13 protein-coding genes are annotated in these 12,205 nt (G+C 64.1%); 1 reads left to right on the plus strand and 12 read right to left on the minus strand.

The genetic code is table 11. The features are described from left to right. Positions 1–149 precede the first annotated feature (149 nt). Positions 150–923 (minus strand): sulfite exporter TauE/SafE family protein, encoded by a 774-nt coding sequence (locus ACEWPM_RS03505; RefSeq protein ID WP_393961784.1) that lies wholly within the window; start codon positions 921–923, stop codon positions 150–152. 176 nt (positions 924–1,099) lie between these two features. Here ACEWPM_RS03505 and ACEWPM_RS03510 point away from each other — a divergent pair, with 176 nt between their 5' ends. Then, entirely contained in the window at positions 1,100–2,794 is a 1,695-nt protein-coding gene (locus ACEWPM_RS03510) for an acyl-CoA dehydrogenase family protein (RefSeq protein WP_393961786.1), read from the plus strand. 94 nt (positions 2,795–2,888) lie between these two features. Here the strand turns inward: ACEWPM_RS03510 and ACEWPM_RS03515 are convergent, their stop codons facing one another. From ACEWPM_RS03515 to ACEWPM_RS03565, 11 genes are all read right to left on the minus strand, one after another. Continuing rightward, positions 2,889–3,584, minus strand: coding sequence for a fumarylacetoacetate hydrolase family protein (locus ACEWPM_RS03515; RefSeq protein ID WP_393961788.1), 696 nt, complete (start codon positions 3,582–3,584; stop codon positions 2,889–2,891). Between the two features lie 56 nt (positions 3,585–3,640). Continuing rightward, positions 3,641–4,375: a DNA repair protein RecO gene (recO, locus tag ACEWPM_RS03520; protein WP_393961790.1), complete on the minus strand. Its 735-nt coding sequence runs from the start codon at positions 4,373–4,375 to the stop codon at positions 3,641–3,643. 57 nt (positions 4,376–4,432) lie between these two features. Next, complete coding sequence (locus ACEWPM_RS03525) at positions 4,433–4,765, minus strand: DUF1491 family protein (RefSeq protein WP_393961792.1); 333 nt, start codon at positions 4,763–4,765, stop codon at positions 4,433–4,435. A gap of 51 nt (positions 4,766–4,816) precedes the next feature. Beyond that, the gene (gene era / locus ACEWPM_RS03530) at positions 4,817–5,722 is read right to left on the minus strand and encodes a GTPase Era (protein WP_393961794.1); all 906 of its coding nucleotides are present in this window, start codon (positions 5,720–5,722) and stop codon (positions 4,817–4,819) included. Between the two features lie 310 nt (positions 5,723–6,032). Continuing rightward, positions 6,033–6,725, minus strand: coding sequence for a ribonuclease III (rnc, locus tag ACEWPM_RS03535; RefSeq protein WP_393961796.1), 693 nt, complete (start codon positions 6,723–6,725; stop codon positions 6,033–6,035). Further along, on the minus strand, positions 6,722–7,558 hold the full coding sequence (lepB, locus tag ACEWPM_RS03540) for a signal peptidase I (protein ID WP_393961798.1): 837 nt from the start codon (positions 7,556–7,558) through the stop codon (positions 6,722–6,724). Before lepB ends, rnc begins: the two co-directional genes overlap by 4 nt. A 113-nt stretch (positions 7,559–7,671) precedes the next feature. Then, positions 7,672–8,073, minus strand: a complete 402-nt coding sequence (acpS, locus tag ACEWPM_RS03545) for a holo-ACP synthase (protein ID WP_393961989.1) — start codon at positions 8,071–8,073, stop codon at positions 7,672–7,674. Between the two features lie 16 nt (positions 8,074–8,089). Further along, on the minus strand, positions 8,090–8,524 hold the full coding sequence (locus ACEWPM_RS03550; protein ID WP_393961800.1) for an ABZJ_00895 family protein: 435 nt from the start codon (positions 8,522–8,524) through the stop codon (positions 8,090–8,092). Further along, on the minus strand, positions 8,521–9,267 hold the full coding sequence (locus tag ACEWPM_RS03555) for a pyridoxine 5'-phosphate synthase (RefSeq protein ID WP_393961802.1): 747 nt from the start codon (positions 9,265–9,267) through the stop codon (positions 8,521–8,523). Before ACEWPM_RS03555 ends, ACEWPM_RS03550 begins: the two co-directional genes overlap by 4 nt. Positions 9,268–9,355: 88 nt before the next feature. Beyond that, complete coding sequence (locus ACEWPM_RS03560; protein ID WP_393961804.1) at positions 9,356–10,027, minus strand: DUF2062 domain-containing protein; 672 nt, start codon at positions 10,025–10,027, stop codon at positions 9,356–9,358. A gap of 19 nt (positions 10,028–10,046) precedes the next feature. Further along, positions 10,047–12,182 carry a RelA/SpoT family protein gene (locus tag ACEWPM_RS03565; protein WP_393961806.1) on the minus strand — a complete coding sequence of 712 codons (2,136 nt, stop codon included), beginning with the start codon at positions 12,180–12,182 and terminating at the stop codon, positions 10,047–10,049. Positions 12,183–12,205: the final 23 nt, after the last annotated feature.

The raw sequence follows: 12,205 nt of genomic DNA on the forward strand, positions 1-12,205 counted from the left end.
AAAACAAAAATAGAAAGCAGCAATTTTCATCTGAAACCCGTCAAATAGGCAGTCCCGCCCCTGTTTGCCGGCCATCGATACGGGTCGGAGGCCACTAAATTCTGCCTTGGCACGGCGCGGCGTGCGGGTGGTGGGCGATTCGATTCGCGCTACACCAACATCAGCCCGCGCCGAAGCAGGTTCAGCCCGGCGATCAGCAGGATCCAGAGGGTCAAACGCTTGAAGAGCGGCTGGTCAATCCGGTCGTGAATCTGAAAGCCCGTCCAGATCCCCAATATTGCCGGCGGCACCAGCGCTAGAGACAGCGGCAAGGTCTGTGCGTTCAGAACACCCGAACCGATATGCGCACCGGTCAGCGCGACCGCGCCGAGGCCGTAGATCACTCCCTGGATGCGCACCTGTTCGCGCTTTTCGGTCTCCATCGCGGTCAGCATCGCCACCGTGATCGGCCCCCAGACGCCCGAGAGGCCGCCGATGATCCCCGCGGCCCCGCCCATCCAGGCCTCGACAGCGCGCCCCGGACGGGGCGGCAGACGAAGCGGGCGCCCGGCCAGAGATGTCGCGGCATAAATCACAAGTGGCACCGCGATGATCAACAGCAGGACGGCGGCATGCAGAACCGGCACCAGTTGCGCGCTCACGATCAGCGTTGCGCCCCCGACCAGCAGGAACAGCCGGAACCGCCGGATAGACTCAAGAGCTGCGCGCCAGCCTTGCCTGAGCGCCTGCCAGGCATTGGTCAGAAGCGTCGGCAAGATCAGACAGGCCAGCGCCAGATCCGGCGCGACAAAGCTGCTGAGGCCCGACAGCAGCATCAGCGGCATTGCAAAGCCGACGACGCCCTTGATGACCCCTGCCCCAAAGGCGATCACATAGGCAAGCAGCCAAAGTTCAGGCGGACCAAAGGCGGCGAAAAGCTCCATGCGCTTTGCATACGCGCGAACAGGCGCAGTTGGAATGGGAGGAAACATGGTACGAGGTCAAAAACTGCGCGCAAATGACGCGCAAGATAAGAACAAAAACAATTCTTCATTTGTCTTATAGTTGCGCTGCACCTGCGAAGGGATTAGGAAGAGCGCAGATATGAGAGGAACGCGATATGGCGCATGATGGACAAATCGACATGGCGGCTCAGACCGTCCTTCTGGACGACCTGACCGAGCTGACCCGCGCCGCGCTGGCGCCCGTGGATGGCATCGTGGCGGCGGCAAAAACAGCGCTGCGCGAGGAAGTGACCGCCGAGGGCCGTGTCTCTGGCGCGCTTGTCGACCGCAATCAATGCGCCGCGCATGGCCTCGCCTGGCTTGCCACCTATGCCGAGGCCTTGCGCCAGATGCAGGCCTGGGCCGACCGCCTGACCGAGGCCGGCACTTTCGGCGAGGTCGAGGCGCTGATCCACCAGATCGCGTTTGGCGAATATCTCAACCAGATCATCGGCGGCATCCCGATGAGCCAGGGCGAAATCCTGCGCCTCAGCGATCTGGGCCTTAGGCCCGATGCAACCGAGCCTCTGAGCGCAGAGCCCATCCAAACCCTGACCCGCCACGGCAACAGCCAGGCCGCGCGAACGCGCCTCGTGCAACTCATGCAGGACCGCTCGGCCGAGATCACCGTTGGCCGCACCGGCCTCGACGACGAGCTTGAGATGATCCGCGAGCAGTTCCGCCGCTACGCCGTCGAAAAGGTGGAGCCCTACGCCCATGAATGGCACCTCAAAGACGAGCTGATCCCGATGGCAATCATCGAAGAGCTGGCTGAGATGGGCGTCTTCGGCCTGACCATTCCCGATGAATTCGGCGGCCTCGGCCTCTCCAAAGCGTCCATGGTCGTCGTCTCCGAAGAGCTCAGCCGCGGCTATATCGGCGTCGGCAGCCTTGGCACCCGCAGCGAAATCGCCGCCGAGTTGATCATCTGCGGCGGTACCGACGCGCAGAAGGCGCATTGGCTGCCGAAAATTGCCAGCGCCGAGATCCTGCCCACGGCCGTCTTTACCGAGCCGAATACCGGCTCCGATCTCGGCAGCCTGCGCACCCGCGCGGCAAAGGACGGCGATGATTACCGCATCACCGGCAACAAGACCTGGATCACCCACGCCGCCCGCACCCATGTGATGACCCTGCTCGCGCGGACCGACCCCGAGAGCACCGATCACAAGGGCCTCAGCATGTTCCTTGCCGAGAAAACCCCCGGCACGGATGAGGCCCCCTTCCCCACCGAGGGCATGTCCGGCGGCGAGATCGAGGTGCTGGGCTATCGCGGGATGAAGGAATACGAGATCGCCTTCGACGTCTTTCACGTCAAGGGCGAGAACCTGCTGGGCGGCGAAGAGGGCCGCGGCTTCAAGCAACTGATGGAAACCTTCGAGTCTGCCCGCATCCAGACCGCCGCCCGCGCCATCGGCGTCGCTCAATCGGCGCTCGACGTGTCCATGCAATATGCCCAGGACCGCAAGCAATTCGGCGGCGCACTGATCGAGTTTCCGCGCGTCTCGGGCAAGCTGGCCATGATGGCGGTCGAAATCATGATCGCCCGCCAGCTGACCTATTTCTCAGCCTGGGAAAAGGATCAGGGGCGCCGCTGCGACGTGGAGGCCGGCATGGCCAAGCTGCTGGGCGCGCGCGTCGCATGGGCCGCCGCCGATAACGGGCTGCAAATCCACGGCGGCAATGGCTTCGCGCTGGAATACAAGATCAGCCGCATCCTCTGCGACGCGCGCATCCTCAACATCTTCGAGGGCGCTGCCGAAATCCAGGCTCAGGTCATCGCACGCCGCCTCCTGAGCCAAAGCAACTGAACCAAAAACGGCGCTCCTCCTTCGGGGCGCCGTCCTGCAGGTTCATCTTGGCAAAAGTACTCATAACCGGCCCGCAGACAGGCACGGCGACGATCTACTTTGCGATCGTCAGCGTGATCGGCTCCAACCCGTCGACCCTACCGCTCAGGGCGCTGCCCGGCACCACCGGACCAACCCCCGCAGGTGTTCCGGTGTAGATCAGATCACCGGGCGCAAGGCGGTAGTAGCGCGACAGATGCGCGATGATTTCCGGAACGCTCCAGACCATGTCCGACAGTTTAGCCTCCTGAACGCGCTTGCCATCGAGATCGAGCGTGATCGACTGATCGTTCGGCGCGCCGAACGTCTCGGCGGGTGTAATAGCACCCATGAGCGCCGAATTCTCAAAATCCTTACCCAGATCCCACGGCTTGCGCCCTTCCTTGGCCTGCCCCTGCAGATCGCGCCGTGTCAGGTCAATGCCGCAGGCATAGCCATAAACGGCATCCATCGCGTCCGCCTCGCTGACCTCATGGGCCTCGGCGCCGATGGCAATGACGAATTCCATCTCGTAATGGCAATCGCGCGTGCCTGCGGGATAGGCAATTTCGCTACCCGATGGGATCACCGCATGAGCCGACTTGGTGAAGTAGAAGGGCGCGGCGCGGTCGACCTCGTTGCCCATCTCGGCAGCATGGGCGGCGTAGTTGCGGCCCACGCAAAAGACTCGGCGCACGGGGAACAGGCGGTCACTCCCGGCAATGGCGACGGAGGGGGCGGGCGGAACATCAAAAAGGGGAGCGGCGGTCATTCGGGATCAGTCTCCATTTGGATTCCCACTCTTTATGCGGCGCGGCTTGCGGGCTGTCAAAGTGTGACCTGCGCCTTGAAGCGCTCGACAAAGCGCGCGCGTGCCTCGGGCAGCGGCTTCGAACCCAGCTCGGGCGCCAGCCGATTGTGAAGGAAATGTCCCGTCACATCAAAGCCCTGCGCGATCTCGTCATCGGGCGCGCCACCATGCCCAAGAAGACAGGGCGGCAAGGGTAGCAGCCGGTCGGCCCACTCGCCCGCGCCTGCACGCGACACCGCCCGGCCCGTGCGCGGCGAGACATAGCTGAGATCATTGGCCCGTGTGCCAAGGGCGGCGCAGGCACTGAGGTCGAGGCCGAAGCCCATCTCCTCCAGCAGCGCCAGTTCCCATTGCAGATAAGCCAGCGGCCAGACGTCCCGCTCGCCCATAAGATCGAGCAGCGCCTCGGTCCGCGCGTAGAGCGCCAGATGCGCCTCGCGCTCGGGCAGGCAAAAAAGCAGCAAGGACGTGACCGCATTGAGACCAGCCAGCGCAAGGCGGTCGTTCATCACATGGCTGGCGCGGCTGCGCACCGGCTCGACCGTGAAGGTGCCGATGTGATCCTCGAGCCGCGCGCGCCATGCAAGGTCGAGCTGCGCTCCGGGCTGCAGGATGGGGGCCAGCTTGCGCGACGCGCCCCCACGCACAACGCCCGCATGGCGCCCGCGCGAGGGCGTCAGCACCTCGATGATTGCGGCGCTTTCGCCGTGCCGACGCACTGACAAGAGTATCCCCTGATCGCGCCACTCCATTACCACGCCCCCTCTGCTCTGCCATCAGGCACACGCAACGCGGCCATGGCAAGCGCCTCAATCGGCAAGGCCGGGCTGGTCCAGCAGGTGCCGCCCCGCGCGGTCCTCGACCTCGATCACCCAAAGATCGGGGTCAAAGCCGCGCTGGCGGGTGATGGCGGCGTCCACCTCGGCCTCGGGGCCTTGGGTGAGCGTGTCCCATTTGCGCGCGCCTGACATCAGATCAAAACTGCGCTGATAGGCGGCGGCATTGCCGTCGAGCGTGTTGAGCTTGACCAGAACGGCGCCCGAGGTGTCATCGCCATGGGCGGTCACGAAGGCTGGGATATCGAGCCCGCGCAGGCGTGCGAGATAGGCATGCACCCAGAAATCCGCGGTTAGGCGCGTCATTTCAGGCGCCGGATCTGAGTATTTTCAGAACAGTGAAGGGCGGCCATGGCATCAGTTACCATCCTTGAAGTCGAGGCCCATCTCGGAATAGCGCTCGGCCTCTTCCAGCCAGTTGGGACGCACTTTGATCTGCAGGAAAAGATGCACGCGGCGGCCAAGGAACTCCTCTAACTCTGCGCGGGCGGCGGCGCCGACTTGCTTGATCGTCTCGCCCTTGCGGCCCAGCACGATGCCCTTGTGTCCGTCGCGCATGACATAGATCAGCTGATCGATGCGGGCCGAGCCGTCATCGCGCTCTTCCCAGTTTTCCGTCTCGACGGTCAGTTGGTAAGGCAGTTCCTGATGCAGGCGCAGTGTCAGCTTCTCACGGGTGATCTCAGCGGCGATCATACGCATCGGCAGGTCCGCGATCTGGTCTTCGGGGTAGAGCCATGGGCCCTCGGGCATCTCGCCTGCCAGCCACTGACGCAGGGCATCGACGCCGTGGCCCTTTTCGGCCGAGATCATGAATGTCTCGTCAAAGGCGAAGCGTTCGTTCATCTGCTTGGTCAGAGACAGCAGCTTGGTCGATTCGACGCGGTCGATCTTGTTGATGGCAAGCGCGACCTTGCGGCCCTTAGTGACGTTGGGCAGGTTTTCGAGGATGCGCTCCACGCCCTCGGTGATGCCGCGATGCGCTTCGATCAGCAGGACGACCACATCGGCATCCGAGGCCCCGCCCCAGGCGGCGGCGACCATCGCGCGGTCGAGGCGGCGGCGCGGCTGGAAAAGGCCGGGGGTGTCGACAAAGATAAGCTGTGTCTCGCCCTCAAGCGCCACGCCGCGGATACGCGCGCGGGTCGTCTGCACCTTGTGCGTGACGATCGAGACCTTGGCACCGACCATGCGGTTCAGCAGGGTCGATTTGCCTGCGTTCGGCTCACCGATCAGGGCTACGAATCCGGCGCGTGTGCTCATGGGGGACATATCCATTGGTTGCGAGCCACTCCCCTACCCGATCGGCGCGCGATTGCCCAGAGGCCGCGCCATGTCCGGTGGATAACCTGCGGCACCCGGTCGCATGGGAGGCTGCCAAGAGCCGCCTATTTCACCAGTACGTAGCAACGAGGAGGAGCTGAATGTTCAAGGGTCTTGCACTGTCTATCGCACTCATCACGGCGGGTATGCTTGGGTTGCCCGCGATCATGGCCGCCGCGCTCTAAACGCGCATCCATATGGCCATGCAGCGCCCCCGCGAGGAAACCTCCGGGGGCGTTTTCGCGCCAAATTACGGCTTGGCGCCGGACTCGAGCCGCGCCAGCAGGACCTGCGCCGCCGCCTGCTCGGCCTGACGTTTCGAGCCGGCCGAGGCCGCCTCGGACGCGCCGTTTTCGAGCTGGGCGGTGATGGTGAATTGGGGCGCATGGTCCGGGCCCGAGCGCGAAGTCTGGACATAGCGCGGCGGGGCCATGCCGCGCGCCTGGGCCCATTCCTGCAGCGCCGTCTTGGCATCGCGCGCATCCTCGGCCACCGCATCGATACGCCCGGCCCAGAGGCGCGTGATCACGTCACGCGCCGCATCGAAACCGGCATCGAGATAGACAGCAGCGATCACCGCTTCCATCGCGTCGCCCAGCAGAGCTTCCTTGCGGCGCCCGCCCGAGAGCATCTCGGAGCGGCCGAGTTTCAGCACCTTGCCAAGGTCAATCTGCCGCGCGACATCGGCGCAGGCCTCCTTGCGCACCAGCGCGTTGAAACGAGGGGCCAGCTGGCCCTCGGCAGCGTCCGGATCATGCGCCAACAGCGCCTCGGCCATGACGAGGCCCAGAACGCGGTCGCCCAGAAATTCCAACCTCTGGTTGTCGGCGCGCGAGGGCGAGGACATCGAGGGATGCGTCACCGCCTCGATCAGCAACTCGGGCCGGGCAAACTTATGCCCCAGCCGCGCCGCGAACTCGGTCAGATCGCCCGAGAGTTTCAATCGAGCCTCTTGAAGAAGCGGTCGCCCCGCCATGTCCAGAAATAGAGCATGGAGCTGCCTGCCGATGAGAAAATGACACGGCCCGCGCGCCCGATGAGGTTTTCATAGGGAACGAAGCCAACGCCGCCAACGGTCTGGGGATAGCGGCTGTCGGTGGAATTGTCGCGGTTATCCCCGAGGAAGAAGTAATGCCCCTCGGGCACGGTAAAGACGCCGGTATCGTCCGAGCGTTGGTCGTCGATGTTCAGAACCCCGTAGGAGCGACCGTTCGGCAGCGTCTCGATCTGGCGCGATTTCGAGCAGGTCGCGCCCTCGCCCACCACGCCATTTTCGCAGCGTGGGCGGCTGTTCATCGAGCCTTGCGGTGCGTAAATCTCATTAAACGTGCCGCCATCCTCACGCGGGACCGCCTCGCCGTTGAGAAACAGCACGCCGTCCTTCATCTGGACGGTGTCGCCGGGCAGGCCAATCAGACGTTTGATGAAATCCTTGTGGTTGACCGGGTGGCGAAAGACGATGATGTCACCGCGCTCGGGTTCGTCCCCCCAAAGGCGGGTGTTGTCGCCGTCGAGAAAGCCGCAGATATCCTCGGCATCGATGTCGATTCCCAGCGCGCCGATGCGCACCGACGGGCAAGAGGCGTAGGAATAGCCGTAGGCCATCTTGTTCACGAAGAGGAAATCGCCGATCAGCAGCGTATCCTTCATCGACCCCGAGGGGATCCAGAACGGCTGAAAGAACAGCGTGCGAAAGACGCCCGCGATCAGCAGCGCGAAAACCACCGTCTTGATCGTCTCGACGATGGGATTGCCTGTCTTGGCATCTTTGGCCATGCGCGGTCTCCGCCTGTTCAAATGGATGGGTCCAGTCGAGACGCTTCATGGGCGTGGGGGCGGGGCAAGTCAACCCGCGGCACGGCGCGAGGCAGGATGCCGCGGGGCCGATCTCATTTAAGGGGCCGCGCTTCGATAACGACGAAAGCCTGCGCCCAGGGGTGATCGTCCGTCAGGGTGACGTGGATGAGGGCGGTATGGCCAGGCGGGGTCATCTCGGCCAGCCTGTCCGCGGCCCAGCCAGTGACATCCATTACCGGCTGGCCGGTATGCAGATTGCTGACAGCCATGTCCTTCCACGCGATGCCCATGCGCAGGCCGGTGCCCAGCGCCTTGGAACAAGCCTCCTTGGCGGCCCAGCGCTTGGCATAGGTGCCGGGCGTGTCAGCGCGGCGTTCTGCCTTTCGCTGCTCGACCTCGGTAAAGACGCGGTTGCGGAACCGGTCGCCAAAGCGGTCAAGCGTGCGGGCGATACGATCTATATTGGCCAGATCGGTGCCGATGCCGAGGATCATGTGCAGCCAGGCCGCATCAGGAGGCATCCGGCTTGTCGCGGCGCGTCACCTCGTTGCGCGCGCCTAGGCCAAGGAAAAAGCGGTTGGAAAGCAGGTAGATCACCGCCGAGATGCCCAGCATGATCCAGAAGGGCCGCGTGCCCACTGGTGCGATGCTCTGCGCCGAGCCTGCGGGGATTACATAGGTCGCGCCAAAGCTGAGGATGATATTCAGCGAGATGGCCAACGCCGTGGCCAGAAGCGCAAAGTTCCACGCCTCGGACGAATTCGGCATGCGCTCCTCATCCCGAACGAAGGATCGCCCTTCGAGCAGGGCAGCGATCATCGCGGGCGCCAGAAGCTGCCCGGAAGAGCCGAGGCCGGCATCCGCCCAAGTGTTCAGCGCGAAAACGATCAGTGCCGACAGGATGGCGACGGCGACGAAAATGCCGCCGTAGCGCAGATAGTTCATCGCGCCGCCTCCATCAGGGCGCGCATTCGGACAATCGCCGCTTCAAGCCCGATGAAGACGGCCTCGCCGATCAGGAAATGGCCGATATTCAGCTCGGCGACCTCGGGCAGCGCGGCGATGGGCGCGACGGTATCGAAGGTCAGGCCGTGGCCGGCATGCACTTCAAGGCCCAGCGAATGGGCATAGGTTGCCATGTCGCGCAGATCGGCCAATTCGCGGTCACGCTCGTCGAAACGGCCCTCGGCATGGGCATCGCAATAGGCGCCGGTATGCAGCTCGATCACCTCGGCGCCGGTGCGGGCGGCGGCCGCGATCTGATCCGCGTCGGCGCCGATAAAGATCGATACCCGGCTGCCTGCCTCGCGCAGCGGCGCGATGTAGCGCGTCAGCTTGGCTTCGTCTCGCGCTACGTCCAGCCCGCCCTCGGTCGTGCGCTCTTCGCGCTTCTCGGGGACGAGGCAGACGGCGTGCGGTTTGTGTCTGAGTGCGATCTGCGCCATCTCTTCCGTCGCGGCCATCTCGAAGTTCAGCGGCACGCTCAGTTGCGCCATCAGCGCGTCGATATCACTGTCGATGATATGCCGACGGTCCTCGCGCAGATGCGCGGTGATGCCGTCGGCCCCGGCCGTCTCGGCCAGAAGCGCCGCGCGCACCGGGTCGGGCACGGCGCCGCCGCGCGCGTTTCGCAAGGTTGCGACATGGTCGATGTTCACGCCGAGGCGTAGCTTGGATGTATCAGGCATGGTCCCCCCAAGGGCCAAGGGACCGGCAACGCGCCCGGTCCCGAACTCCTTACACAAGAAAGGCCGCAGTACCGTCCCGTCAAGCCGTCTAGCGCGGCGTGGTACCGGAGTGTGACGCTTTCGCATCTTCTACCGCCGCCTTTTGCTTGAGCGCGATCCATTTTGCCTTCAGCTTGGCCTGCCGACGCTTCTGGTAAACCATGAGTATCGGCAGCGAGGTGTAATAGGCCACCAGCCCCGCGATCAGCCCGGTGACGATGCCGCCGATCATGTAGGGCAGGAAGACATCCTGATAGAACACGATCAGCTTGCTCCAATGCGCCTGCTCGGTGGTGAAGATGGCGAGGATGTTGTGCTGCAGGTCCGCCGCCGCGCCGCCGAATTTCTCGGCCAGGGTGCGGTCGCCCGCGGGATGCTGCCCGGCATTGCCCAAAAGGAAATGCCCGGTCTGAAGCGAGCTGGCCGCAATGGCCAGAAAGGTCAGCGGATTGCCAACGAAAGTGGCCAGAAGCGAGGCAACGATATTGCCACGCAGGATCTTGGCGATCAGCGCGGCCAACAGGAAATGCAGACCGAAGAACGGCGAGAACGTGACCAGCACGCCCGCAAATATGCCCCGCGCGATCCGGTGGGGCGGATCGGGCAGACGGGTGACGCGGTGCTGCACATACTTGGCCGCGCGCGTCCATCCGCCCTTGGGCCAGAAGAAACCTGCGGTGGCCCTCCAGACGGATCTTCTGTCTCGTCGCTTGAAGACCAAGAGAAGCCCTCTTCCTAGTTCAGGTTGCGCCCTTGCCGGAGGCATGGGCAACGTCGCGGCGACGCTCGATCTGGGCCACGTCGCTATCGGCGTCCAGAACACTCATGAGGCTGTGCAACTGCTCGGCGTCGCGCAGCTCGACCTCGACCAGGATACGAAAATAATCGGGCTTGCGGTCAAGGAACGTCAGATCGGAGATATTGGCGTTGCACTCGCCAATCAAGGTGCAAATACGGCCCAGCACACCGGCGTCGTTGCTCATGGTGATTTCAAGCGACACGCTGTAGGCCGCCGCATGCGTTCCCGAGTGCCAGGCCAAGTCGATCCAGCGCTCGGGCTGGTCCTCGTAATTCTGCAGCATGTCGCAATCGATGGCGTGAACCGTCACGCCCTGCCCGCGAAAGGTGATGCCCACGATCCGCTCGCCCGGAAGCGGCTCGCAGCATTTCGCCCGCTCGAAGCGCTGGCCGGGTTCGAGACCGATCACCGCGCGGTCGCGGCCCACCTCCTCGCCATCCTGCGGGGCGAGGTCGGGATAGACGGCGCTGACCACATCGCGGGCGGTCAGCTCGGCACTGCCCAGGCGCGCCAGCAAGGCGCCGGTATCGGTCAGGCGCAGGTTGCGCGCCGCTGCGGTCAGTGCCTTGTCGGTCGCGCGCTTGCCCACATGCTCGAACGCGGCGCGGGCCAACTCGCGGCCCAGCTTGATATAGCGGCCCCGATCCTGCTCGCGCAGGGCGCGGCGGATGGCGGATTTGGCCTTGCCGGTGGTGGCGATGTCCAGCCAGCTGGATTGCGGCGTCTGGCCGTCGGCGATGATCACCTCGACCGACTGGCCGTTCTTGATCCGGGTCCAGAGGGGCACGCGCATCCCATCGATTTTGGCCCCGACCACCGCGTTCCCGATGCGGGTGTGGATCGCGTAGGCAAAGTCGATCGGCGTCGCGCCGCGCGGCAGCTTGATGACATCGCCCTTGGGCGTAAAGCAGAAGACCTGGTCCGAATACATCTCCAGCTTGACCGCCTCGAGGAAATCCTCGTGATCCTCGTCGCTGCCCAGCTGATCGGTCAGGGTGCTGATCCATTTGGCCGGATCGACGGCAAAGGGGTTCTCGCTGCGCACGCCGTCGCGGTAGGACCAATGGGCTGCCACGCCCGATTCGGCCACGTCATGCATCTGGCGCGTGCGAATCTGCACTTCGACCCGTTTGCCGTCGCGGCCTGAAACGGTGGTGTGGATCGAGCGGTAGCCGTTCGATTTGGGCTGGCTGATGTAGTCCTTGAACCGGCCCGGCACCGCGCGCCAGCGTTGGTGGATCGCACCGAGGATGGCATAGCAATCGCTCTCGCTCTCGCAGATGATACGAAATCCGTAGATGTCCGACAGACGCGAAAAGGCCAGATCCTTTTCCTGCATCTTGCGCCAGATCGAATAGGGCTTCTTGGCGCGTCCCAGCACCTCGGCCTCGATGCCGACCTTGGCCAACTCCTTGCGGATATCGCCGGTAATGCGCGTGATCACGTCGCCCGATTCGCGCTGCAGCGTGATGAAGCGGCGCATGATCGAGGCGCGCGCCTCGGGATTGATCACGCGAAAGGCCAGATCCTCAAGCTCTTCGCGCATCCATTGCATGCCCATGCGCCCCGCGAGGGGCGCATAGATATCCATCGTCTCGCGCGCCTTTTGCACCTGCTTGTCCGGGCGCATCGCCTTGATCGTGCGCATGTTGTGCAGACGGTCGGCCAGCTTGACCAGAATCACGCGCAGGTCCTTGGACATCGCGATCAGCAGCTTGCGAAAATTCTCGGCCTGCTTGGTCTCGGACGAACTGAGCTGGAGATTGGTCAGCTTGGTGACGCCATCGACCAGATCGGCGATCTCGGTGCCGAACATCTCGGCCACGGCGGTGTAGGAGGCGCGCGTGTCCTCGATCGTATCATGCAGAAGGGCCGTCACCAGCGTCGCATCGCCCAGCCGCTGCTGGGCGAGGATGGCCGCGACGGCGATGGGGTGCGAGAAGTAGGGCTCGCCTGAATGACGGGTCTGCCCCTCATGCATCCGCAGGCCGTATTCGTAGGCCCGCCGCAAAAGGCCCTCGTCGCAGCGTGGATTATAAGTGCGGACCAGCGCGATGAGGTCGTCGGCGGTAATCATCACATTCACCCACCGCGCGGCGC

The sequence above is a fragment of the Roseovarius maritimus genome (genome assembly GCF_043355895.2).
GTDB lineage: Bacteria > Pseudomonadota > Alphaproteobacteria > Rhodobacterales > Rhodobacteraceae > Roseovarius > Roseovarius maritimus.

What these genes read in the sequence shown, in the direction of transcription:
- lepB (WP_393961798.1), bottom strand. Translation starts at nt 7,558, where the DNA reads ATGGCCAAAGATGCCAAGACAGGCAATCCCATCGTCGAGACGATCAAG.
- ACEWPM_RS03505 (WP_393961784.1), bottom strand. Translation starts at nt 923, where the DNA reads ATGGAGCTTTTCGCCGCCTTTGGTCCGCCTGAACTTTGGCTGCTTGCC.
- ACEWPM_RS03510 (WP_393961786.1), top strand. Translation starts at nt 1,100, where the DNA reads ATGGCGCATGATGGACAAATCGACATGGCGGCTCAGACCGTCCTTCTG.
- ACEWPM_RS03550 (WP_393961800.1), bottom strand. Translation starts at nt 8,524, where the DNA reads ATGAACTATCTGCGCTACGGCGGCATTTTCGTCGCCGTCGCCATCCTG.
- acpS (WP_393961989.1), bottom strand. Translation starts at nt 8,073, where the DNA reads ATGATCCTCGGCATCGGCACCGATCTGGCCAATATAGATCGTATCGCC.
- ACEWPM_RS03515 (WP_393961788.1), bottom strand. Translation starts at nt 3,584, where the DNA reads ATGACCGCCGCTCCCCTTTTTGATGTTCCGCCCGCCCCCTCCGTCGCC.
- ACEWPM_RS03555 (WP_393961802.1), bottom strand. Translation starts at nt 9,267, where the DNA reads ATGCCTGATACATCCAAGCTACGCCTCGGCGTGAACATCGACCATGTC.
- era (WP_393961794.1), bottom strand. Translation starts at nt 5,722, where the DNA reads ATGAGCACACGCGCCGGATTCGTAGCCCTGATCGGTGAGCCGAACGCA.
- ACEWPM_RS03525 (WP_393961792.1), bottom strand. Translation starts at nt 4,765, where the DNA reads ATGACGCGCCTAACCGCGGATTTCTGGGTGCATGCCTATCTCGCACGC.
- recO (WP_393961790.1), bottom strand. Translation starts at nt 4,375, where the DNA reads ATGGAGTGGCGCGATCAGGGGATACTCTTGTCAGTGCGTCGGCACGGC.
- ACEWPM_RS03565 (WP_393961806.1), bottom strand. Translation starts at nt 12,182, where the DNA reads ATGATTACCGCCGACGACCTCATCGCGCTGGTCCGCACTTATAATCCA.